Source organism: Aliiroseovarius sp. S253 (genome assembly GCF_049800855.1).
In the GTDB taxonomy this organism is placed as follows: Bacteria; Pseudomonadota; Alphaproteobacteria; order Rhodobacterales; family Rhodobacteraceae; genus Aliiroseovarius.
This window is the reverse complement of record NZ_JBNAFW010000001.1, coordinates 1,165,286-1,189,195: the sequence shown is the minus strand read 5'-3', so window position 1 is coordinate 1,189,195 and position 23,910 is coordinate 1,165,286. Positions and strand designations below refer to the sequence as shown.

Annotated in this window: 20 protein-coding genes; 12 read left to right on the top strand and 8 right to left on the bottom strand. The window is 58.0% G+C overall.

Annotation, left to right across the window (positions count from 1 at the left end; all coding sequences use genetic code 11):
• Positions 1 to 21: 21 nt before the first annotated feature.
• From gyrA to gluQRS, 4 genes are all read left to right on the top strand, one after another.
• Complete coding sequence (gyrA, locus tag ACP15F_RS05845) at positions 22 to 2,748, top strand: DNA gyrase subunit A (protein ID WP_424939885.1); 2,727 nt, start codon at positions 22 to 24, stop codon at positions 2,746 to 2,748.
• Between the two features lie 119 nt (positions 2,749 to 2,867).
• A complete protein-coding gene (locus tag ACP15F_RS05840) occupies positions 2,868 to 3,260 on the top strand; it encodes a VOC family protein (protein WP_424939884.1) in 393 nt (130 codons plus the stop codon).
• Between the two features lie 339 nt (positions 3,261 to 3,599).
• Positions 3,600 to 4,964, top strand: coding sequence for a methylenetetrahydrofolate--tRNA-(uracil(54)-C(5))-methyltransferase (FADH(2)-oxidizing) TrmFO (trmFO, locus tag ACP15F_RS05835; RefSeq protein WP_424939883.1), 1,365 nt, complete (start codon positions 3,600 to 3,602; stop codon positions 4,962 to 4,964).
• A gap of 13 nt (positions 4,965 to 4,977) precedes the next feature.
• Positions 4,978 to 5,841, top strand: coding sequence for a tRNA glutamyl-Q(34) synthetase GluQRS (gene gluQRS / locus ACP15F_RS05830; RefSeq protein WP_424939882.1), 864 nt, complete (start codon positions 4,978 to 4,980; stop codon positions 5,839 to 5,841).
• A 62-nt stretch (positions 5,842 to 5,903) separates the two neighbouring features.
• Here the strand turns inward: gluQRS and hisI are convergent, their stop codons facing one another.
• On the bottom strand, positions 5,904 to 6,263 hold the full coding sequence (gene hisI / locus ACP15F_RS05825) for a phosphoribosyl-AMP cyclohydrolase (RefSeq protein ID WP_424939881.1): 360 nt from the start codon (positions 6,261 to 6,263) through the stop codon (positions 5,904 to 5,906).
• A 70-nt stretch (positions 6,264 to 6,333) separates the two neighbouring features.
• On the opposite strand from hisI, the gene ACP15F_RS05820 reads away from it, so the two are divergent.
• Entirely contained in the window at positions 6,334 to 6,777 is a 444-nt protein-coding gene (locus ACP15F_RS05820; RefSeq protein ID WP_424939880.1) for an iron-sulfur cluster assembly scaffold protein, read from the top strand.
• 195 nt (positions 6,778 to 6,972) lie between these two features.
• Here the strand turns inward: ACP15F_RS05820 and ACP15F_RS05815 are convergent, their stop codons facing one another.
• The 3 genes from ACP15F_RS05815 to ligA form a co-directional block, all read right to left on the bottom strand.
• On the bottom strand, positions 6,973 to 7,095 hold the full coding sequence (locus ACP15F_RS05815) for a hypothetical protein (protein WP_424939879.1): 123 nt from the start codon (positions 7,093 to 7,095) through the stop codon (positions 6,973 to 6,975).
• Positions 7,096 to 7,228: 133 nt separating this feature from the next.
• On the bottom strand, positions 7,229 to 9,319 hold the full coding sequence (recG, locus tag ACP15F_RS05810; RefSeq protein WP_424939878.1) for an ATP-dependent DNA helicase RecG: 2,091 nt from the start codon (positions 9,317 to 9,319) through the stop codon (positions 7,229 to 7,231).
• Entirely contained in the window at positions 9,319 to 11,448 is a 2,130-nt protein-coding gene (ligA, locus tag ACP15F_RS05805; protein ID WP_424939877.1) for an NAD-dependent DNA ligase LigA, read from the bottom strand. Before ligA ends, recG begins: the two co-directional genes overlap by 1 nt.
• 201 nt (positions 11,449 to 11,649) lie before the next feature.
• Here ligA and ACP15F_RS05800 point away from each other — a divergent pair, with 201 nt between their 5' ends.
• Positions 11,650 to 12,396: a DUF502 domain-containing protein gene (locus ACP15F_RS05800; RefSeq protein ID WP_424939876.1), complete on the top strand. Its 747-nt coding sequence runs from the start codon at positions 11,650 to 11,652 to the stop codon at positions 12,394 to 12,396.
• Entirely contained in the window at positions 12,393 to 13,022 is a 630-nt protein-coding gene (locus ACP15F_RS05795; RefSeq protein WP_424939875.1) for a LysE/ArgO family amino acid transporter, read from the top strand. The genes ACP15F_RS05800 and ACP15F_RS05795 overlap by 4 nt, the downstream gene beginning before the upstream one ends.
• Positions 13,023 to 13,025: 3 nt before the next feature.
• On the opposite strand, the gene ACP15F_RS05790 is transcribed toward ACP15F_RS05795, so the two are convergent.
• Complete coding sequence (locus ACP15F_RS05790; protein WP_424939874.1) at positions 13,026 to 14,078, bottom strand: patatin-like phospholipase family protein; 1,053 nt, start codon at positions 14,076 to 14,078, stop codon at positions 13,026 to 13,028.
• A 2-nt stretch (positions 14,079 to 14,080) separates the two neighbouring features.
• Entirely contained in the window at positions 14,081 to 14,866 is a 786-nt protein-coding gene (locus tag ACP15F_RS05785) for a 3-hydroxybutyrate dehydrogenase (RefSeq protein ID WP_424939873.1), read from the bottom strand.
• A 352-nt stretch (positions 14,867 to 15,218) separates the two neighbouring features.
• Here ACP15F_RS05785 and ACP15F_RS05780 point away from each other — a divergent pair, with 352 nt between their 5' ends.
• Both ACP15F_RS05780 and arsB read left to right on the top strand, forming a co-directional pair.
• Positions 15,219 to 17,039 (top strand): extracellular solute-binding protein, encoded by a 1,821-nt coding sequence (locus ACP15F_RS05780; RefSeq protein ID WP_424939872.1) that lies wholly within the window; start codon positions 15,219 to 15,221, stop codon positions 17,037 to 17,039.
• Between the two features lie 66 nt (positions 17,040 to 17,105).
• On the top strand, positions 17,106 to 18,125 hold the full coding sequence (gene arsB, locus ACP15F_RS05775; RefSeq protein ID WP_424939871.1) for an ACR3 family arsenite efflux transporter: 1,020 nt from the start codon (positions 17,106 to 17,108) through the stop codon (positions 18,123 to 18,125).
• 3 nt (positions 18,126 to 18,128) lie between these two features.
• On the opposite strand, the gene ACP15F_RS05770 is transcribed toward arsB, so the two are convergent.
• Positions 18,129 to 18,755: a helix-turn-helix domain-containing protein gene (locus ACP15F_RS05770; RefSeq protein ID WP_424939870.1), complete on the bottom strand. Its 627-nt coding sequence runs from the start codon at positions 18,753 to 18,755 to the stop codon at positions 18,129 to 18,131.
• A 78-nt stretch (positions 18,756 to 18,833) separates the two neighbouring features.
• Here ACP15F_RS05770 and ACP15F_RS05765 point away from each other — a divergent pair, with 78 nt between their 5' ends.
• From ACP15F_RS05765 to ACP15F_RS05755, 3 genes are read left to right on the top strand one after another with little or no spacing between them, the layout of a single operon-like run.
• Entirely contained in the window at positions 18,834 to 20,378 is a 1,545-nt protein-coding gene (locus ACP15F_RS05765) for a class I adenylate-forming enzyme family protein (protein WP_424939869.1), read from the top strand.
• A 54-nt stretch (positions 20,379 to 20,432) separates the two neighbouring features.
• Positions 20,433 to 21,101 carry a DsbA family oxidoreductase gene (locus tag ACP15F_RS05760; protein ID WP_424939868.1) on the top strand — a complete coding sequence of 223 codons (669 nt, stop codon included), beginning with the start codon at positions 20,433 to 20,435 and terminating at the stop codon, positions 21,099 to 21,101.
• 5 nt (positions 21,102 to 21,106) lie between these two features.
• Positions 21,107 to 22,318 (top strand): multidrug effflux MFS transporter, encoded by a 1,212-nt coding sequence (locus ACP15F_RS05755; protein ID WP_424939867.1) that lies wholly within the window; start codon positions 21,107 to 21,109, stop codon positions 22,316 to 22,318.
• An 87-nt stretch (positions 22,319 to 22,405) separates the two neighbouring features.
• Here the strand turns inward: ACP15F_RS05755 and betB are convergent, their stop codons facing one another.
• The gene (gene betB, locus ACP15F_RS05750) at positions 22,406 to 23,860 is read right to left on the bottom strand and encodes a betaine-aldehyde dehydrogenase (protein ID WP_424939866.1); all 1,455 of its coding nucleotides are present in this window, start codon (positions 23,858 to 23,860) and stop codon (positions 22,406 to 22,408) included.
• Between the last annotated feature and the right edge of the window lie 50 nt (positions 23,861 to 23,910).

Here is a 23,910-nt window from a genome sequence, read left to right as displayed (position 1 = left end):
CGCACAAAAACGGCGGACAACGTGACAGATACCCCTGATACCCCGGAAAACATGGACGATATGCCCCAGCGCCCCGTCTATGACGGCCCCCAGATTTCCATCGAAGAGGAAATGAAAAGCTCGTATCTCGATTACGCAATGAGCGTGATCGTGAGCCGCGCCATCCCGGATCTGCGTGACGGTCTGAAACCTGTTCACCGCCGCATCCTGTACGCCATGTACGAAACCAACAACGGGCATGACAAACCTTATCGCAAGTCGGCCCGTCCGGTTGGCGATACGATGGGTAAGTATCACCCGCACGGCGATAGCGCGATCTATGACGCGCTTGTGCGTATGGCGCAGCCGTTTTCCATGTCGCTACCGCTTCTGGATGGTCAGGGTAACTTTGGCTCGATGGACGGGGATAACCCGGCGGCCATGCGTTATACCGAAGTCCGGATGGACAAGCCCGCCGCCTCGCTGCTGGCCGACATTGAAAAAGACACGGTCAATTTTCAGGACAACTATGACGGCAAAGACCTTGAGCCGACCGTCCTGCCCGCCCGCTTCCCCAACATGCTGGTCAACGGCGCTGGTGGTATCGCGGTTGGTATGGCCACGAACATTCCGCCCCACAACTTGGGCGAAGTAATCGACGGCACTCTGGCGCTGATCGAAAACTCGGACCTGACATCCGAAGGGCTGATGGAATACATCCCCGGCCCCGACTTCCCGACGGGCGGGATCATGTTGGGCCGTTCCGGTGCGCAAAAGGCCTATTTGGAAGGCCGTGGCAGCGTCATCATGCGCGCCAAGACGCGGATCGAAGAAATCCGCAAAGACCGCTATGCAATCGTTCTGGATGAGATCCCCTATCAGGTGAACAAAGCCACGCTGGTCGAGCGCATCGCCGAGGGTGTGCGCGACAAAAAGCTTGAGGGCATTTCGTCGGTGCAGGATGAAAGCGACCGGATTGGGGTTCGTGTTGTCGTCGAGTTGAAGCGTGACGCGACGCCCGAAGTTGTCCTGAACCAATTGTTCCGCCACACGCAGATGCAGACTTCGTTCGGGTGCAACATGCTTGCGCTGAACGGCGGTCGCCCTGAACAGCTTACTTTGCGCGATTTCCTGAGCCATTTCATTACCTTCCGCGAGGAAGTTGTCACAAGACGCACAGCGTTTGATCTGCGCAAAGCACGTGAACGCAGCCATGTCCTTTGTGGTCTGGCCGTGGCCGTGTCCAACGTAGACGAAGTCGTCGCAACGATCCGATCATCGCAGGATCCCGCAGATGCGCGCGCGAAATTGATGGAGCGCCGCTGGCCTGCACATGACATCGCGGAATATATCCAGCTGATCGACGATCCGACCCACAAGATGAACGAGGACGGCACCTATAATCTGTCCGAAACGCAAGCCCGCGCCATTCTGGAACTGCGCCTGCAACGTCTGACCGCAATGGGTGTGAAAGAGGTCACAGACGAACTTCAAGAACTCGCTGCAAAGATCCGGGATTACTTGGATATTTTGCGTTCGCGCGAGCGGATCATGTCGATCATCTCGGACGAGCTGACTGAAGTGAGAGAAGCCTTTGCCGTACCGCGTCGCACCCAGATTGTTGACTGGTCAGGTGATATGGACGACGAGGACCTGATCGAGCGCGAGGATATGGTCGTAACCATTACCGCTTCGGGTTGGGCCAAGCGGACGCCCTTGGCCGATTTCCGCGCGCAGAAGCGTGGCGGCAAGGGGCTGTCGGGGATGCAGACCAAAGACGAGGATGTGATCACAACGCTCTTCGTCGCCAACACGCATACCCAGCTGCTGTTCTTCACCGATGACGGCATGGCCTATAAGCTGAAAACCTGGCGCCTGCCCCAAGGGGGGCGTACCGCTAAGGGCAAGCCGCTGGTGAACATCCTTCCGATCCCAACAGGCGTGTCGATTGCCGCCATTCTGCCCGTAGATCGGGACGAGAAAGAATGGGACGATCTGCAGATTGTCTTTGCCACATCGAAAGGCTCGGTCCGTCGTAACCGCCTGTCAGACTTCACCAATGTGAAGTCGAACGGCAAGATCGCGATGAAGTTCGAGGGCGACGATGAAGGCACGCGCCTGATCAACGCCCGTATCTGTGACGAGAATGACGACGTGATGCTGGTGACATCTGGCGGGCGGGCCATCCGCTTCCCGGTCACCGATGTACGTGTGTTCAACTCGCGATCCTCGACCGGCGTTCGCGGCATCAAGCTGATCAATGAAGGGGACGAGGTCGTCTCGGCCTCGGTCATCCGTCACTTTGACGCGACACCAGATGAACGCGGCGCCTTTATCAAGCGTTTCCGCGCCGAGCTGGGCAGCGATGCAGATGAGGACACTGTCGAAGAAGCCTCGGGCGATCTAAGCGAGGATCGGTATCAGGAAATGCTGACCGCCAATGATTTGTTGGTGACCATCAACAAAATCGGCACCGGCAACCTGACCACCAGTCACGATTATCGCGTCAGCGGACGTGGTGGCCAAGGTGTGGCAGCCATGAAAGGCGGCGACATCGTGGCCTGCTTCCCGATCGAGATCGAAGACCAGATCATGCTGGCAACCTCGAAAGGCCAGTCGATCCGTTGCCCCGTAGACGGAATCAGCTTCCGCTCACGCGGCGCAGGTGGCGTGAAAGTCTTTAACACCGGCAAAGGCGAAGAAGTCGTTTCGGTCGCGCGGATCGTCGAAAGCTCGGACGATGAAGACGAGACTGGCGTCGCTGAATAAGCACTGGCCAGATTAACAAACAAAACAGCGTCGCACCAATCGCGACGCTGTTTTTCTTTGCGGTGCAATAAAACGCGTTCAATATTGCACGGCCTGTTTCCCAGCAATCGAGTACTGAAATGATCAATTCCCTCGCCCTTATCAGCTTCCTGACCGACGATTATGACAAGGCAATTAGGTGGTTCCAAACTGCACTTGGCTTTGTTTTGCTGGAAGATACTGACATGGAAAATGGTAAGCGTTGGGTCCGCATGGCGCCCCACCCTACAGCAGAAACAGCATTTCTGATTGCGAAAGCTGTCGGCGAACAAGTCGACTACATCGGTCGGCAAGCCGGCGGCAGGGTCGGTCATTTTCTGTTCACCGATGATTTCGACGGGATGCTCGCAAGAATGCAAAACGCCGGTGTAACGTTTCGCGAAGCCCCTCGCAACGAGCCCTATGGAAAAGTCGTCGTTTTTGAGGATCTCCATGGAAACCCTTGGGATCTTATGCAGCCGACTAAGACTTAAGGCTTAATCGCTTCAAAATACTCCCGCAGTGATAATCGGCAGAAATCCGACTACCATTCATGGTTTCGCCACCATCATCTTAATTTCGCCCCATTTGCCCATATATTGACTACAACCTTAACGCGCTCACTGGGATCAAAGAACAACTTCACATTAAACCAGAGTTTAGTCATTCGAATGCCTGTCTGACCGTCTGATCAGCTCTGTAACAGTTTCCTTCCTGCTCCACCCCACCCCAAAGATCAGGAAGGACGTCCCCGATTATCGGGGTACGGGTGAATTTCCCCTCACCCGGAAAAGTCCGCCATTCCCCATGGCGGGCTTTTCATTTGTAAGATGATGTCATATCTGCGGGGCATGACAGACAAGACTTTGCATATCGTCGGCGGCGGAATGGCCGGATCGGAAGCGGCCTGGCAGGCCTCTCAGATGGGGGTGGACGTGGTGCTGCATGAGATGCGCCCACAAGTTGAAACCTTCGCCCACCAAACCGGCGATTTTGCCGAGATGGTGTGCTCTAACTCGTTCCGGTCGGATGATGACGAACAGAACGCCGTAGGGCTTTTGCACTGGGAAATGCGTGAAGCCGGCGGCTTGATCATGCAAATGGCCGACCAGAACCGCCTGCCCGCAGGTGGTGCGCTGGCCGTGGATCGCGATGCCTTCAGCGCAGCTGTGACCGAAAAACTGCGCGCCCGCGATAATATCCGCGTGGAATACGGCGAGATCGCGGATCTGCCGACCGAGGGCAACTGGATCTTTGCCACCGGCCCCCTCACCTCGCCTGCCCTTGGCGAAGCGATAGCCCGTGAAACCGGGGCCGAACGGCTGGCCTTTTTCGACGCCATCGCCCCCATCGTCTATGCCGAGAGCATCAACATGGACGTGGCATGGGCCCAGTCCCGCTATGACAAGGGCGAGACCGAAGAAGAGCAGAAAGCATATCTGAACTGCCCGATGACCAAGGATCAGTACGAAGCCTTCATCGATGCGCTTCTGGCTGCCGACAAGACCGAGTTTCACGAGGGCGAAACCGCCACCTATTTCGACGGCTGCCTGCCGATCGAAGTCATGGCCGAACGCGGGCGCGAAACGCTGCGCTTTGGCCCGATGAAACCCGTCGGCCTGACCAACGCGCATGATCCCGAGAACAAGCCCTATGCAGTGGTCCAACTGCGCCGCGACAACGCACTTGGCACGCTGTTCAACATCGTGGGCTTTCAGACCAAGATGAAATACGGCGCGCAAGCCGAGGTATTCAAAACGATCCCCGGTCTTGAAGACGCCTCCTTCGCGCGTCTGGGCGGCATCCATCGCAACACGTTTATGAACTCGCCCACGCTGTTGGATGATCAAATGCGCTTGAAATCCCGCCCGAACCTGCGCTTTGCGGGTCAGGTGACCGGAGTCGAGGGCTATGTGGAAAGCGCCGCGATGGGCCTTCTGGCAGGCCGCCTGGCTGCGGCCGAGATCCTGGGCCTCGACCTGCCCACTGTGCCGCAAGACACCGCAATGGGCGCGTTGATCCACCATATCACTGGTGGGGCCGAGGCGAAAACCTTCCAGCCGATGAACGTGAATTTCGGCCTGTTTCAACCCGTTGACGGGCTGAAAGGTGGACGTCGTGGGCGCAAGGATCGCTACAAAGCCTATACTGACCGCGCTAAGACTGAATGGTCAGGCTGGCTGGCGAATTTCACGTAAGGTCTACGCGCAAATGGCTGATTTCATAACCAGATTTGCGCCGAGCCCCACCGGCCCCCTGCATTTGGGACACGCCTATTCCGCGCTACTGGCGCATGACATGGCGCGCGCTGCGGGCGGAAAATTCCTGCTGCGGGTCGAGGATATCGACAGCACACGATCCCGCCCAGAGTGGGAGGATCAGATCTATGAAGACCTCACATGGCTTGGCATCACATGGGACGAAGAACCATTGCGCCAGTCAGATCGGTTGTCAGACTACAAACGCGCCTTGCACGCCCTTTGGAACCGTGCGCTTCTGTATCCTTGCACCTGCACCCGCCGTGACATCGCCGCAGCTTCTAGCGCTCCGCAAGAAGGCGCAGAACCTGCCTTTGGCCCCGACGGGATGATCTATCCGGGAACTTGTCGCGCTAAGACCGACCGCAACTTGGGATTCCCCGAGCACGAAGCCCTTCGATTAGACATGCAGGACGCGCTAGGAGCTACAGATAGATCAGAATTCTGCTACAACGAGCAATCATCGGGCAAGGACGAGATCCTCTGCACCTCTGCCCAGAACATGGTGCACGACGTCGGAGATATCGTCCTGTCCCGCCGCGACTTTCTGGGTTCCTACCACCTGTCCGTGGTGCTGGACGACGCCGCTCAAGGAGTCACCCATGTGGTGCGCGGGAAAGACATCCAGCCGGCCACGCAGATCCACGTCCTACTCCAGAACCTCCTCGGTCTACCCACACCCATCTATCACCACCACGGCTTGATCCGCGATGAAAATGGCAAGCGCCTCGCCAAACGAGACGACGCACGCGCCATCGCGACTTACCGCGCCGAAGGTAAATCCCCCGACGACATCCGCCGGATGGTCGGGCTCTAGCCCCTTATTTTCTTACTAAAAATATCCTGCGGGGGTCCGGGGGTGCAAAACCCCCGGCGCGATCACACCATCGGCGCCATCAGCTCAACTTCTTCCCCATCACGCACAGCGGTATAAAAACACGACCGCCGATTGGTGTGACAGGCAGCCCCTGTCTGACGGATCCGAACCAGCAGGCAATCTTTGTCACAGTCGAACCGGAAATCCACCAGTTCTTGCACGTGGCCCGAGGTCTCGCCCTTGATCCAGAACGACTGACGCGAGCGCGACCAATAGGTGACGCGACCAGTCTCCAACGTTTTTTCTACCGCCTCAAGGTTCATCCAGGCCATCATCAAAACTTCACCGGTTTCGTCATCCTGCGCGATGGCTGGGATCAATCCCTTGTAATCAAACTTCAGCTGGCTCGCATCAAACTTCATGGCCCGTCCTTTTCTTTCCGGTATCGCGCTTCTATGTAGAGCGGATGAATGCCCGACGAAAGGCCCGGACATGAGCGATACTGACCTGATCAAGCTTTATTCAAAGCAGATCCTGTCCTTGGCGGCCTCGATCCCGCACCAAGCCCCGCTGGACGCGCCACAGGGCGAAGCTAAAGTGCGCTCGCCGCTCTGCGGGTCGACAGTGACAGCGGCGCTGACGCTCGACAGTGACCAGATCGCCGAGTTTTCACAAAACGTCAAAGCCTGTGCTCTGGGTCAGGCGTCCGCGTCGATCCTTGGCAAAGTGATCATCGGGTTGGATCGCCCAACCCTAGACCAAGGCCGCGCCGAGCTGTCAGCCATGTTGAAAGACGCAGGCCCCGTTCCGTCCGCCCCCTTTGACGGTTATGAGGTGCTTCAGCCCGCGCGCGAGTTCAAGAACCGCCATGCGTCGATCCTGTTGGCCTTTGATGCGACCATCGAAGCGTTCGACGATGCAAAGGCCAACGCGTAAAAAAACCGCCGCGCTCCTGGCAGGGAGGCGGCGGAAGTGATGCGGTTTGGGTCGTCCGGAACGGTGTAAGAGGCAGTAACACCGACAGGCAAATGACAGGCAGGCCATCTGGGCATCGTGAAGGCTTCGGGACAGAAGGCTTCGGTGGGACATGATGCAGGATCAGACCATCCGCAGGCAGAAAACTGTGTGGGATCAAATCATCCCGGGCAGATGCAGCGCACCCAAAAGCAGTACAAGCAAGGAAATGGCCCCAAGCGTGTCCGACACAATCGTAGTGGTGGACCGGGACAATGCGATTTTGACATCGTTCAACATGGGGTTACTCCTGCTCTCTGACGTTCTGGGCAGTGTGTGTCACTGCATCCGTGTTGCTATTTTGTTCGCACACCACGGAACGGTTTGTAAAGAACTTTTTAAGAACATTTGTGAACTTTTGAGAACAAAAGCGCTAACCCACTGAAATCAAACGGATCGCTTCGTCCTGCCGCATTAACCATAAAAGAACACGCGCGGCGTGACCGCGAGGCGTGCTTAGATCCGGGTCCTGTTGAAGCAACAAGCGCGCGTCTTTCTGTGCCACGGCCATAAGTCCGGCCTGATGTTCCAGATCGGCAACCCAGAAACGCGGTAAGCCAGATTGCGCCGTGCCCAGCACATCGCCCGCCCCGCGCATTTCTAGATCAGCCTCGGATATTACGAACCCGTCTTCCGTGTCGCGCATCACCGACAGACGCTTTTCGCCGCCCTCGGTCAGAGGCGCTTGATACATCAGCAAACACGTCGACGCCGCCTGCCCGCGCCCCACGCGCCCGCGCAACTGGTGCAACTGCGCCAGCCCGAAATGCTCGGCCCGTTCAATTACCATGATCGAGGCATTGGGCACGTCCACACCAACCTCGATCACCGTGGTTGCGACCAAAAGCTTGGTCTTGCCCACCACGAAATCGGCCATCGCCGCGTCTTTATCAGCCACGGGCATCTGCCCGTGGACCATGCCCACGACACCCTCGCCCAATTCGGCGCGCAGATGTTTGAACCGTTCCTCAGCCGCGGTCATGTCCATGACTTCGCTTTCTTCGACCAACGGGCAAACCCAATAGCATTGCGCACCTTCCGCAATGGCCCCGCGAAGCCGTTCTACAACTTCATCCAGCCGCCCAGTGTTGATCAGCACCGTTTTGATCGGTTTTCGCCCCGGAGGTTTCTCGTCCAGCACCGAGACATCCATGTCGCCATATTGCGCCAAGGCCAGACTGCGCGGGATCGGCGTGGCGGTCATCACCAACACATCCGAGGCCGCCCCCTTGGCCCCCAGCTCCATCCGTTGGGCCACACCAAAGCGGTGCTGCTCATCTACGACAGCAAGACGAAGGTCTTGAAACTCCACATCTTTCTGGAAAACCGCATGTGTACCGACCAAAATATGAATGTCACCCGCCTTCAACGCTTCAAGCTTACGGCGGCGTTCAGAACCCTTGTCGCGCCCGGTCAGGATCTCGACCACCACGCCTGCCTCTTCGGCCAAAGGCCGCAGCCCTTCCAAATGCTGACGGGCTAGGATTTCGGTCGGGGCCATCATCACACCCTGCCCGCCCGCTTCGACCGCGACCAGCAGTGACAGCAAGGCCACTAGCGTCTTGCCCGCGCCCACATCGCCTTGCAACAGGCGGTTCATGCGGGTGCCAGCAGCCATATCCGCTGCGATTTCTTCGACGGCCCGCGATTGCGCGCCCGTGGGGTTGTAAGGCAGAGCTGCCAACACCTTATCCCGCAAAACTCCAGTTCCAACGCTGACCCGCCCCTTGCCACGGCGCACCGTTGCCCGAGCCAAAGCAAGTGTCAGTTGATGCGCGAAAAACTCGTCATAGGCCAACCGGCGCCGCGAAACCGATTGTGGCGAGAGATCATCCGGTCCATTTGGTGTGTGGGCGTCGCGCAGGGCCTCGTGCCATTCAGGCCAGTGTTCGCGTTCCTTAAGCGCCGGATCAACCCACTCCTGCAACATGGGCAAACGGGTCAGAATATCACCGACACCCTTGATCATGGTCTTTCCGGTTACGCCTGCCGTCAAACGATAGACAGGTTCAAAATCAGGGATCTGCCCGACCTCACCCGGTGGCAGGATAAAATCGGGATGAACGATCTGCGCTTTGCCGTCGAAATGCTCCACCTTGCCCGAGATCACCCGTTTCGCCCCAACCGGAAGCTGCCCTTCCAGCCATTTCGAATTGGCGTGAAAGAACACCAGCTCGAACGTGGTCAGTGGGTCCGAAACTTCGACCCGATAGGGCGCGTTTCGGGATCGCCCCGGGCGATGGGGACCAACTTCGATCTCGACCGTGGCCATGTCGCCCGGCTGAACCTCGGTGACCGAGGCGCGAAACTTTCGGTCGATCCCTGCGTGGGGCAACCAGAACAGAAGGTCGCGCGGCAAGGTTATCCCTAGCGTTTCCAGCGACTTGGCAGTCTTCGGCCCGATCCCGCCCAGCGTTTCCAGCTTGGCGAACAGAGGGAACAGGATTTCAGGCCGGGTGGACATCAGGCGTCTCCGATCAGCTCAAGCCAGCCGTCTTCGTCGATGGTCTCGACCCCCAGATCGGCGGCTTTCTTGGCCTTGGAACCAGCTCCCGGTCCAGCCACAAGAAGGTCCGTCTTGCCGGAAACAGACCCCGATACCTTGGCGCCAAGAGCCTCAGCCCGCGCCTTGGCTTCCGCGCGGGTCATCTTTTCCAGCGTCCCTGTAAACACGACCACCTTACCCGCGACGGGGCTGCCGTCCGTTTTTGGGGCTTCGATGGGCTGCACGTCCAATTCGGCCACGAGACGGTCAATCGAGGCGCGTTCGCGGTCCTGCGCAAAGGCGGCGACCAGCGACCCTGCCATTACCGCGCCAACACCGTCGATTGAGACCAGATCGTCCCACTCTGGCGTGTCAGGCTTGGCAGCGGTCACAGCGATCTCGAACGCCTCCCAAGATCCGTAATGGCGGGCCAACAAATTGCCTGCGCTTTCCCCCACATGACGAATGCCAAGCGCAAATATCACTTTATTCAAAGGGACTACACGACGCTCTTCAATCGCCTGAAACAGCTTCTCGGCGCTTTTTTCACCCCAGCCGTCACGATTTTTCAAGCGCACCAACTGCCCCCCATCACGGGTTCTCAGCGTGAAAATATCGGCGGGTTCGCGGATCGGCAGCACCTCATCATGATAGAACATCTCGACCTGCTTGGCGCCCAAACCATCAATGTCAAAGGCGCCACGGGAGACGAAATGCTTCAGCTTCTCTACAGCCTGTGCGGGACAGATCATGCCGCCTGTGCAGCGTCGCACCGCGTCCCCTTCGTCGCGGATCGCATCCGACCCACATTCCGGGCAAACACTCGGGAATTCAAAGGCCTGTGCATCGTCAAGCCGCTTGGACAGATCCACGTCTGAGATCTTGGGGATCACATCGCCGGCGCGATAGACCTCGACCCAGTCGCCTACGCGAATGTCCTTACCATCGCGGATTTCGGCCCCGGTATTGTCCCGTCCTACGATGTAATCCTCGTTGTGCAGCGTGGCGTTCGAAACAACTACGCCCCCGACAGTGACAGGCGTCAGTCGCGCAACGGGTGACAGCGCGCCTGTACGTCCGACCTGAATGTCGATGGCCTCAAGCCGCGTCCATGCCTTTTCTGCAGGAAACTTATGCGCAATCGCCCAACGCGGCGTGGTCGAGCGGAAGCCAAGCCGCGCCTGAAGCGCAAGGTCGTCCACTTTGTACACCACCCCGTCAATGTCATAGCCCAGCGTGGCGCGCTGCGCTTCGATGCTGCGATAATGGGCCAGAAGCTCTTGAAGATCGGTAAACTTTTGGGTCAGCGGGTTGGTCTGGAAGCCAAGCTGCTCCAGGCGCTCCACCGCACCCATCTGGGTGTCAGCCAGCGGCGCGGACAGTGCGCCCCACGCATAGGCGAAGAAACGCAGCGGACGTTCTGCTGTGATTGAGGCATCCAGCTGGCGCAACGACCCAGCCGCCGCGTTGCGCGGATTGGCGAAGCTTTTGCCACCACGCGCTGTATAGCGCGCGTTCAGATCGGCGAAATCCTCGTGAGACATATACACTTCGCCCCGGACCTCAAGCACCTCGGGCGCACCTTCAAGGACCTTAGGTATGTCTTTGATCGTAAATGCATTTTCGGTGACGTTTTCCCCAACGGACCCATCACCACGGGTAACCGCATGAACCAGTTTTCCGCCCTCGTACCGGATCGACAAAGACAGCCCGTCGATCTTCGGCTCTGCCGTCAGAGCCAGCGGGGCGTCATCCCCCAAGCCCAGAAACGAACGGATGCGTCCGACGAATTCCTCAACATCTTCGTCGCTAAACGCATTACCCAGCGAAAGCATCCGCACTTCATGTGCGATCTTACCAAACCCATCCGAGGGTGCTGCCCCCACCTGGTCAGACGCACTATCGTCATGCTTCAGTTGCGGAAAACGTTCTTCGATCTCTGCATTTCGGCGCTTGGCCGCGTCGTATTCTGCGTCCGAGATTTCGGGTGCATCCTTGCCGTGGTAGGCCAAATTGGCAGCCGCCAGCAGCGCCGACAGACGGGCTAATTCGTCCTTCGCCTGTGTTTCGTTAAGGTCTGATACAGCAATATGGCTGGGCGCGGTCATCGGGGAACGGCTACTTTCTGAATGGATCACTTAGGAAAGTGATAGGCGTATCCGTGACAGCGCGTCCAGCCCCAACCCGCGCTCCTGACCACCAAGCCTCTGAAATTCCCAGCTTCACAGGGGAAATAGATGCCACGCGCTATTGCCGATCCCGCCCCAAGCACATAAGTTTTGCGCGAGAAGAAACGGGAACCCACCTTCATGAACGAAGAAGACGACCACCACAGGCGCAAGTGGCGCCCCTTTACCGGTCTGCGCAACAACTTCCTTGCCGGGCTCGTGGTTGTGGTTCCCATCGCCATAACCATGTGGCTGATCTGGACTTTTGTAGGTTGGATCGACAGTTGGGTTTTGCCCTTCGTTCCCGGTGTCTATCAGCCTGATGCGCTGATCGATCGGTTCTTCGGTGACAGCGCATGGTTCAAAATGCTGTTTGGCGAAGACGTGCGCGTCAATGTGCGTGGCCTTGGCGTTGTGGTGTTCCTGATTTTCACCGTCCTCGTAGGCTGGATCACAAAGGGTCTTATTGGCCGGTCTTTCCTGTCATGGGGAGAAGGGCTTGTGGACCGCATGCCGGTCGTACGTTCGCTCTATAACGGTTTGAAACAGATCGCCGAGACTGTGTTCAGCCAGTCGACAGACACTAAGTTCGACAAGGCCTGTTTGGTGGAGTACCCGCGCAAAGGGATTTGGGCGATCGCCTTCATCTCGACCAAGGCCAAAGGCGAAGTGGACGCGCGCATCCCGGTGAACGAGGACATCATCTCGGTCTTCCTGCCGACGACGCCGAACCCAACGTCGGGCTTTTTGCTGTTCGTTCCGCGTCATTCTGTGGTCGAGCTGGACATGACGGTCGAGGATGCTGCGAAACTGGTGATCTCCGCAGGTCTGGTCTATCCGAATTCCAAAGACCCAAGTCTTCCACCTGCCGAGACCAACGACGCATGAGCTTCGCCCCTGCCCTTACCGGCTTCGCGACCGGCTTTTCCCTGATCCTTGCGATTGGTGCGCAAAACGCCTTTGTCCTGCGCCAAGGGCTGATGAAGCAGCACGTCTTTTGGCTGTGCCTGTTTTGCGCGACCTCTGATGCCTTCCTGATCGCCGCCGGTGTGGCCGGTTTCGGCGCGCTGGTCGAGGCGATGCCGTCGCTTCCTGTTGTCATGGCCCTTGCCGGAGCTGCCTTTCTTATCGTCTACGGCCTGCTGCGCTTTCTGGCCGCCTGGAAGGGCGAATACGCGATGGAGATTGCTGGCAAGTCCCGCGGGCTTTGGGCGACCTTGGCCATTGCGGCTGCCTTCACTTGGGCAAACCCTCATGTGTATTTGGACACGCTTGGCCTGATCGGAGCGATTTCAACGTCGTATCCAGATTGGGACACACGGATCATCTTTGGGGCTGGGGCTGTGATATCCAGCTTCGTGTTCTTCTTTTCACTAGGATACGGCGCACGTTTCTTGGCACCTGTCATGCAAAAACCCGCCTCGTGGCGGGTTCTTGATGTGATTATTGGCGTCGTGATGTGGGCTATTGCATTGAAGCTGCTGTTGGGTGTCGTGAACGGCACGCTACACTAAGACCTAACCAAACATATCTTCCAGATTGACTGTGCTTCGGGTGTTCAGATCCCCGCGATGCGCAGATAAGAAAGCTTTTGCCGCATTGCGACCGGCCTCTTTCATCCGCGTCAACATCACCGCAGTTGGGATAAGCTTGGTCGCGATCGACAGATCCCGCATCAACACATCGTCAGCGATCATATGCACCAGCACGTCCCGCATCTGATCCGAAGACATCTGACCTTCGGCAATCAACCGCTTCACGAAACTGATCGCGCGCAATTCGCGCAACAGCGACGAGTTAAAGCTGATCTCGTTGATGCGGTTTTGAATCTCCTGACCGGTGGTGGGCACGTCGGGCCGGAACAGAGGGTTGATATTCACCACAACCACATCCGCTGGCAGACTGCGGTCAAACAACGGGAACAACGCCGGGTTTCCAGTGTATCCGCCGTCCCAGTAAGCCTCGACCTTGCCCGTTTTCGGATCCTCCATCTCGATCGCCTTAAAAATCGTAGGCAGACAGGCCGAAGCCAAAATCGCATTGGTCGAGATTTCAGCCCCCTGAAACACCCGAATCTTTCCGGTGCGCACATTGGTCGCTGAGACATGCAACGCTGGGCCTGTATCGGCACAGACCTGATCGAAGTCGAACGCCTCGACCACCGACTTCAGAGGGTTCATGTAAAGCGGCCCAAAGTCATAGGGGCTAACCATCCGACTGGCCATGTCGGCCCAAGCGAATACAGGTGTCGCCTCAAGCGCCTGACTGATCAGGTCGCTTTGCGGTGCGAACTGAGCAAACCATGTGGTCAGGCGCAGGTCATTTACCCCGGCCAAACGATGCCATAGCGCGTCTAGCGATGCGCGGGCCGCATCCCTGTCTTGGCCCTTTCCGTCCGACACAAGCCCCGCCTTCACAGCAGCGCCGTTCAAGGCCCCTGCTGATGCGCCCGAGATTGCTGCGATCTCGATCTCTTCGTCTTCCAGAAGGCAATCAAGTACGCCCCAGGTGAAAGCACCATGGGCCCCGCCACCTTGCAGGGCCAGGTTGATCCGCTTGGGGGATGCCATGATTACAGAGCCGTCCAGCCACCATCGACCGAGATCGTCGTCCCGGTGATTTGCGCCGCAGCATCCGAACACAGGAACGCAGCGGTTCCGCCCATCTGTTCAACCGTGGCGAAATCCTTGGACGGCTGACGGGCCAGCATGACTTCACGCACCACCTGATCACGGTCCATACCGTGGGTCTTCATCTGATCCGGAATTTGGCTTTCGACCAGTGGGGTCAAAACATAGCCGGGGCAGATCGCGTTCACTGTGATCGGATCCTCGGCGGTTTCCAAAGCGACGGTTTTGGTCAGGCCGACCACGCCGTGCTTGGCCGCAACATAGGCCGACTTATAGGGTGACGCTGTCAGGCCATGCGCCGAAGCGATGTTGATCACCCGCCCCCATCCGTTGGCACGCATCTGTGGAACAGCTGCGGCGGTGGTATGAAAAGCCGAGCTCATGTTGATCGCGATAATCGCGTTCCACTTGTCGATGGGGAAGTCTTCGACCGGAGCCACGTGCTGAATACCGGCGTTATTCACCAGAATATCGCAGCGCCCAGCCTTTTCGACCAGCGCGCGGCAATCCTCGGCCTTTGACATATCTGCCTGAATATAGCGCGCGGTCACACCGAACTCCTGCGCAATGGCGTCAGCAATGGCGTGATCTTCGGCCGAATCGGTGAACGAGTTCAGGACGATATCCGCACCTGCGCGCGCCAGCTCTTGCGCGACCCCAAGACCAATACCCGAGTTCGATCCCGTGACGACGGCAGTTTTGCCTTCCAGCGACGTTGTGATGGCCATGATGGGGTTCCTTATCCACGATGAGAAATCTGTTGCGCCGCAGCATAGCGCAACGAATCCAGCGCACCAGAGGTTTCGATGGGGAAAAAGTCCGAAAGGAATCACCCGATTCTTCTCTTCTAACGGGACAGGTGTGATTTGGAACGCCTCGCAGGATTCGCCATAAAAAAAACGCCCGCACAAGGCGGGCGCAAAGTTATTGAGGCAGGTTTCATACAGGCAAGAAACCTATCGAGCAGTGCATTCTTTATAAGCGGTTCAGCGCCTTTATCCAAGCTAAAAGTTTGAAAAGGCAGTTTTCCACCCTTAGTGTTTCCCCAAACAAATCAGGGACGTGAAGGATCGTTTCGCAATGAGAACAAATATACCCCAGAAGCTTCGCGGGATGATCGCAACGGGCGTTGTGACACTGTCATCAGTGCTTGCAGCCCAGGCAGAACCGCAGCACGGGATCGCCATGTACGGCACCCCTGCCCTGCCCGCCGATTTCACCGCAATGCCACATGTGAACCCCGACGCGCCCAAAGGTGGCCGCATCGTTTTCGCTGAATCCGGCAGTTTTGACAGCCTGCATCCCTATATCCGCAAAGGCAGCACCCCTTGGCAGCTGCGTTTCTTGCTGGCCGAAAGCCTGATGGGCCGAAGCTGGGACGAGCCCTTTACGCTTTATGGCTTGTTGGCTGAAACCGTTGAAACCGATGACGCCCGCACTTGGGTCGAGTTCACCCTGCGCGAAGAGGCGACATTTTCCGATGGCACGCCCCTTACCGTGGAAGACGTGATGTGGTCCTACGAGACGCTCGGCACCAAGGGCCATCCTCGGTATCACGGCGCATGGAACAAGATCGCCACGATGGAGCAAACCGGCCCGCGCTCGGTCAAGTTCACCTTCAACACTGAAGACCGCGAACTGCCTTTGATCTTGGGGATGCGTCCCATCCTGAAGAAAGCTCAGTGGGAAGCTGCGGATTTCGACGCCTCTGGTGTGGACGTACTGCCGATCACCTCGGGTCCTTACGTGATTGGCGAATTTGAACCCGGTCGCTATCTGACCCTGAAGCGCAACCCCGATTATTGGGGCAAGGACGTGCCTTATATGCAGGGTCAGGCCAATCTGGATGAGATCAGGTTCGATTACTACGGCGATGGCGGTGTGACCTTCGAGGCATTCAAGGCTGGCGAGGCCAACACCCACCGCGAAACCAACGCCCATAAATGGGCCACGCAGTTCAACTTCCCGGCCGTTCAGTCGGGTGACATCGTTCTGTCCGACGTCCCGCATCAGCGCCCCACCGGCATCAAGGGCTATGTGATGAACACACGTCGCCCGGTATTCCAAGACATTCGCGTCCGTGACGCGATGATCCATGCGTTCAACTTCGAATTCATCAATCAGACAATCCACGGCAACACCAAGCGCCGCATCCTGTCCTATTTCCATAACTCGGTTCTGGGCATGACGCCCGGAGAGGAAGCGCAGGGCAAGGTACGTGCGCTATTGGACGGACTGGCCGGTGATATTCCCCCCGGCGCGATCGAGGGCTATAGCCTGCCCGCTTCGGATGGTTCCGAGCGCAACCGCAAAGGCATCCGCACAGCCATGGGTCTGATGGAAGAAGCTGGCTGGACCGTGCAAGACGGCGCCATGAAGAACGCCGCAGGCGAGCCCTTTACCTTCGAGATCCTTCTGAAATCCGGCGCGGATGAGAACCGGCAGGAGATCGAAATCTTCTCGGCTGCACTCTCGCGACTGGGGATCACACCCACGATCACCTCGGTCGATTCCGCACAGTACAAAGAACGCACCACCGCGTTTGACTTCGACATGGCCTATTACTGGCGTGGATTGTCTTTGTCTCCGGGCAACGAACAGAAGCTATATTGGGGCGGCGAGAGTGCTGATACGGACGGATCACGTAACTGGATGGGCGTAAAGAACCCCGCAATTGATGCGCTGATCGATGCGATGCTGACAGCGGGGGATCAGGATGATTTCCGCGCCGCCGTGAAAGCTCTGGATCGTGTCCTGACCGCCAGCCGCTTCGTCATTCCTCTGGGGTATAGCGATAAATCGCACATCGCCCACGCAAAAGAGCTGCACTTCCCCAAACGCATCCCGATGTATGGCGACTATCTGGGCTTCCAGCCGGAAATCTGGTGGTATCAGGAATAAACTTGAACTGACTTCGGGCGGCGGCTAGGCATCGCGCAACGCGATCATCTGCCGCCCGGAGGTCACATGGGTATTTTCGAACGCTTTCTGTCCGTCTGGGTAGCCTTGTGCATCATTGCGGGCGTTCTTCTGGGCAACCTGATGCCCGGACTTTTCCAAACCATCGCCGCGCTCGAGATCTCGAGGGTGAACCTTGTAGTCGCCGTGCTGATCTGGGTCATGATCTATCCGATGATGGTGCAGGTCGATTTCGCCTCGATCAAAGACATCGGCCGCCGCCCCAAGGGGCTGGTCCTGACCTTGGTGATCAACTGGCTGATCAAGCCCTTCACTATGGCAGCGCTGGGCTGGCTGTTCTTCCGGGTCATCTTTGCTGGCCTTGTCGAACCCGAAACCGCCAATGAATACATAGCGGGCATGATCCTGCTGGGCGTGGCGCCCTGTACGGCGATGGTCTTTGTCTGGAGTCAACTGACCAAGGGCGATCCGGCCTATACGCTGGTGCAGGTCAGCGTGAATGACGTGATCATGATCTTCGCCTTCGCCCCCATCGCGGCCTTCCTGCTGGGCATTTCAGACGTCACAGTTCCGTGGGAAACCCTGCTTCTCTCGGTCGTCCTTTACGTGGTCCTGCCGCTAGCGGCGGGCATCTTGACGCGTGCCCGTCTAATCAAGACGGGACCGGTGGCGCTGGACAGTTTTCTGGCGCGCCTAAAGCCGTGGTCCGTGGTTGGCCTGCTGGCCACCGTCGTGCTGCTCTTTGGATTTCAGGCACAGACCATTCTGGCCAAACCGCTGGCGATTGTCCTGATTGCCGTGCCGTTGCTGATCCAGACCTATGGAATTTTTGCCATCGCCTATGGTGCGGCGAAAGCGATGAAGCTGCCGCATAACATCGCAGCACCGGCCTGCATGATTGGCACGTCGAATTTCTTTGAGTTGGCTGTGGCTGTGGCGATTTCGCTGTTTGGCCTGAACTCGGGTGCTGCGCTGGCCACAGTAGTCGGCGTTCTGGTTGAAGTGCCTGTGATGCTGTCTCTGGTGGCGATCGCCAACCGCACCCGTCACTGGTTTCCGAACGCCTAACCCTTAGGTCAGCGAGGTCACCCACAGGATCAACGCATCCTCTTCGCTGACCGAAATCACGTTATGCCCCATCGAGGCATCGTAATAGGCGCTGTCGCCACGGCGCATCTCGACCGGTTCATAGAACTCGGTGATCAGGCGCACAGCCCCGGTCAGGACATAGAGGAATTCTTCGCCATCATGGCGGACCCAACCGTCGAATTCGTCAAACGCACGAGCGCGGACACGAGCGCGATAAGGCAGCATGGATTTCTTGGTCAGCGCACCCGCCAGCATCTCGTGTTCATAGGTCACGGTTGGGTGCGCAGCACCCTCGCCCGACTTAGTCACGGCCATGCGGCCCGACACTTGCGCTGACTTCGGCGCGGTGAACAGCTGCGGCACTGAAATCTCAAGCCCCACGGCCAGTTTCTTCAGCGCTTCATAGGTAGGTGACATCTGACCGTTTTCGATCTTGGACAGGGTCGAGCGTGCAAGCCCCGCCTGCCCCGCCGCCTGTTCAAGCGTCCAACCACGAGATTTGCGCAACTCGCGTACGCGCTCGCCCAAATTTAGCGGGCTGGGATCCGGCAAGTCTTCCCCGGTTTCACGGGCAAGCTTGATCAGGCTGGGTTGGTCTGCTTTCGTCATGCCCCTTGAATACAGACAATCTGCGCTGATGCAACCGCACGGCTTGCATCCGGGGCCATCCCTTGGCACATCAGGACGATGATCTCGGAACTGACGCCCTCAAAGCCGCTCGCACAGGCACCCTCGCCCTTCAACATGGCGCAATACGTGCTGCAACATGCAAAACGGCTGGGCGACAAGACCGCGTTGGAGATTTTGGCGCCAAACGAAGCTGACGATGCAGTTTGGACTTATGCGCAGCTTAATCGCGCGGTGCGCGGTGTGGCGACCGGGCTTTTGCAGCAAGGCCTGCAGCCCGGTGATCGAGTTCTGCTTCGGCTTGGCAACACGGTAGATTTTCCACTGGGGTTCCTTGGTGCCATCGCTGCCGGTCTTGTCCCGATCCCCAGTTCTTCACAGCTGACCAAAACCGAGATCACCCGCATGGCCGAACTGGTCGCGCCATCCCTGATCATCGCGGATCCCGGCATCGCCCTGCCTGAACCGACCACATGCCCCGTTATCGATACAGAGGCCCTGCACGGGTTCACAGATCTTCCCCCGACCCCTTTTCACCAGGGAAGTCCAGAACGGCCCGCCTATATCATCTTTACCTCAGGCACCTCGGGTCAAGCCCGTGCCGTGTTGCACGCCCACCGGGCCATTTGGGCGCGTCAGATGATGTGGGACGGGTGGTACGGGATCACTGCCACTGACCGCGTGATGCATGCGGGTGCATTCAACTGGACCTACACGCTGGGCACCGGATTGATGGACCCTTGGTCGGTTGGAGCGACGGCGCTGATCCCGGCAGCAGGTAGCACGCCTGATCAACTGTCAAACTTATTGAATCGCAAGGGTGTCACCATTTTCGCCGCCGCGCCGGGCGTCTACCGCCAGATGCTGAAAAACGACCTGCCCCCGCTTCCACAACTACGCCACGGGCTGTCTGCTGGCGAGAAACTGCCAGACGTCACCCGTTCCCGGTGGGAAAGCCAAACCAACACCCCCATTCACGAAGCATTCGGCATGTCCGAATGCTCGACCTTCATCTCTGGCTCGCCAGCGCGACCCGTGCTCGATGGAGCGCTGGGCTTTGGGCAAGCTGGTCGGCATCTGGCAATTCTAGACAATGAAGGCTGCCCTGCGCCCTTAGGCACTGCGGGCACGCTTGCCATCCACCGCAGCGACCCCGGCTTGATGCTGGAGTACCTGAACGCACCCGACGCCACCGACGCGAAGTTTCATGGGGATTGGTTTCTGACCGGAGACAGCGCATCCATGACCGAAACCGGTGCTTTCACCTATGAGGGGCGATCAGACGACATCATGAATGCCGGCGGATATCGCGTCTCGCCGATTGAGGTTGAGGCCGTGATGGCTCAACATCCGGGGATAGGCGAAGCCGCCTGTGTTGAAGTTTCTGTGAAAGCGGATGCAAGTGTGATCGGATGCTTCTATATCCCTACCAAAGATCCCTTGCCCGATGACGAACTGTCTCAACATGCCCATGCCTTGCTGGCCCACTATAAATGCCCACGTCTATTCAGGGCCGTTGATGCTCTGCCTCGATCTACAAACAACAAACTATCACGAGCGGCTTTGCGCCTAATGGTTGATTTGAATGGAATGGAAAGCACCTGAGCTCTTCCCAAACATCTCAATCCCAGATAGAGCTTACCGCCATAGGAGTACCATATGATCCGTCTGGATATTTTCTCTGATCCGATTTGCCCGTGGTGCTATATCGGAAAAACGAGGCTAGATTTTGCATTGGAAACACGCCCAAACCATCCATTTCAGGTTCAGTGGCACCCCTTCCAACTGAACCCGGAAATGCCGCCCGAAGGCATGGATCGGCGCACCTATCTGGAAAACAAATTTGGCGGCCAAGAGAAAGCCGTGAAAGCCTATATGCCGGTAATCGAAGAAGCCGCAGCATCTGGCGTCGAGATCAATCTTGAAGATATCAAGCGTACTCCGAACACGATGAACGCACACCGTGTGATCCACTGGGCGGGGCTTGAAAGCAAGCAAAACGCCGTGGTTGATCGTCTGTTCCGTGCCTATTTCGTGGACGGCCGCGACATCGGCGAAAGCGAAGTGCTGTGCGATGTTGCCTCGGGCGCAGGAATGGATGGCGAGATGGTGGCCCGCCTGTTGGCCTCGTCTGCGGACGCAAGCGACCTTTTGGCCCGCGATATGGATGCGCGCCAAAAGGGTGTGAACTCGGTCCCGACCTTCCTGATCGCAAACCAGCATGTGGTTCCGGGTGCGCAACCCATCAAGCTGTGGCAACAAGTCATTGACGACATTACAGCCCAGTTGGATGCCGATGACGTTCAGAGTGGGACGCCTCTTCAGTGAGGATCATGACGAACCCTCCAGTCGAGCCATTGCGCTTGCGGGAATACGTGCTGCTGATGGCAGCCTTGTTTTCGATGGTGGCGTTCTCGATCGACTCGATCCTACCGGCCTTGCCCGAAATCGCCTCGCTGCTGGTCCCTGAAGATGTAAACCGTGCGCAGCTTCTGATCAGTTCTTTTGTGATCGGAGCAGGCGCTGGGCAGCTGATCTTCGGCCCCCTGTCGGACGCGATCGGACGGCGTTGTTCGCTGGCGCTGGGAATGCTGCTTTACATGGCCGCGGCCTTTGCGGCCCTTTGGGCTCAATCGCTCGAGGCCCTTCTCTTTTGGCGCTTCGTCCAAGGCATGGGCGCCGCTGGCCCACGCACCTGTGGCATGGCGATGACCCGTGACCTTTATGAAGGCCGGCAGATGGCCCAGGTCAACTCGATGGCCTTTACCTTTTTCGTCCTCGTCCCGGCCGTTGCGCCGTTGATTGGACAATGGGTGGTTCTGGGCTTTGGTTGGCGGCATATGTTCACCACCTATATCTTGGTGGCCATCGCCATTCTGACTTGGTTCCTTCTTCGCCAGCCTGAAACACTGGCGCCAGAGCGCCGACGCCCACTGTCGCCACGACCGACACTGGAAGCCTTTACAATCGTTATGAAAAGCCGCGTCACTCTGCTGTATATGGGCGTGATCACCTTTGCGTTCGCCCAGTTGATCGCCTTCATCAGTTCCGCCCAGCAGATTTTTGTAGACGTCTTGGGTGCGGGTACCAAATGGCCGGTCTATTTCGCGCTCATTACAATCTTTTCGGCCGCCTCTGGCCTTTTGAACGCGCGTTTGGTGATGCGGATCGGTATGCGCCGTTTGGCTCAAGCGGGCTTTGCCACACAGACGGTTCTGGCAGGGCTGACCTTGACCATCTGGTGCATGTACGAGCCTCAAGGAAACAGTGCGCTGATCATGTTCTGCCTGTGGGCCGCCACTTTGTTCTTCCTGAATGGCCTGAGCTTCGGCAACCTGAACGCGCTTGCCATCCAGCCCCTTGGACATGTTGCCGGAACCGCAAGTGCGCTGATTGGCGCGCTTCCGACCGTGGCAGCGATGGCGATCGCCGCACCCATTGGGCTTGCCTTTAACGGCACACCCCTGCCCCTGATGACCGGCGTCACGATCTGTTCCGGTCTTGCACTGGCGCTGATGCAATTTGATCGCAAAAACGACCACTAAACCTGCCCACCGCAATGCTTGTTCCACATACAATGAAGCCGCCCAGATCATATGGATGGGCGGCTTTTATCGTTTTGTAATTGGGACTTAGAACGGTGCTTCTAGGTCGCTAAGACGAACATAGACCGTCTTCAGCTCGGAATAATGTTCGATCGCGGCTTTTGAGTTTTCACGCCCCACACCTGACGCCTTCGAGCCACCAAATGGCGCTTCAACCGGCGCGTCGTTGTAGGTGTTGATATAGCAGGTGCCCGCCTCGAACCCGGCAACCACACGATGCGCACGTGTCAGGTCATTGGTAAACACGCCAGCGGCCAGCCCGAACTCGGTGTCGTTGGCACGGGCCATAACCTCGGCCTCATCCTCGAAATCCAGTACCGACATGACGGGGCCGAAGATTTCCTCGCGGGCGATGGTCATGTCGTCGGTGACGTCAGCAAAGACGGTGGGCTGTAAATAGAAGCCTTCGCCGTCAATACGTGCCCCACCAAAGGCCAGACGCGCGCCCTCTTCCTTGCCCTTTTCGATATAGTTCATGACGATGTTCAACTGCCCTTCGCTGACCATCGGCCCGAACGAGGTGTCTGGATCCAGCGGATCACCGATCACGGCCCCTTCCAGACGCTCAGCAAGGCGCTTCAGGAACGCTTCCTTGATACCTTTCTGCACGAATACGCGCGTGCCATTCGAGCAGACCTGCCCTGACGAATAGAAGTTACCGAGGATTGCACCCGACACGGCGTTCTCGACGTCCGCATCATCAAAAACGATCATGGGCGACTTGCCACCCAGCTCCATGGTCACATGCTTCATGCCAGCAGCGGCAGCCGCATAAACCTTACGGCCCGTCGGCACCGATCCGGTGAGCGAGACTTTGGCCACGCGATCATCCGTCACCAACGCTGCGCCCACGTCGCCATAGCCCTGAATGACGTTGAAAATACCAGCCGGTGCGCCGGCTTCGATCATGATCTCGGCCACTTTCAACGCGGAAAGCGGTGTGGTTTCAGACGGCTTGAAGATCGAGGTGTTGCCGCATGCCAGCGCAGGCGCCGCCTTCCAGCAGGCGATCTGGGTCGGATAGTTCCACGCACCGATACCAACACAAACGCCAAGCGCCTCACGGCGCGTATAGACGAAATCCCCATCTGGCATCTGGATATGTTCGCCCGTCAGCGACCCAGCCAAACCGCCGAAATACTCCAACGCGTCCGCACCCGATGTCGCGTCCGCCACGCTGGTTTCCTGATAGGGCTTACCGGTGTCGAGCGTTTCCAGAACCGACAGATCGTGGTTGCGTTCGCGGATGATGTCGGCGGCGCGACGCAGGATGCGGCCACGCTCGGTCCCGGTCATAGCTTCCCAATCGGCCTGTGCGGCTAGCGACGTGGTGATGGCCTGTTCGATGATCGCGGGCGTCGCGGAATGCAGTTTCGCGATGACCTCGCCCGTCGCCGGGAAAATCACGTCGATCTCGGCCCCTGCAGTGTCTTCCACATAGGCGCCGTTGATGAAATGGCTGGCTTGAGGTTGTGCGCGCATGTTGCACCTTTCAGATCTGCGCCCGGCGATGCGCACGGGCGGTACATTCA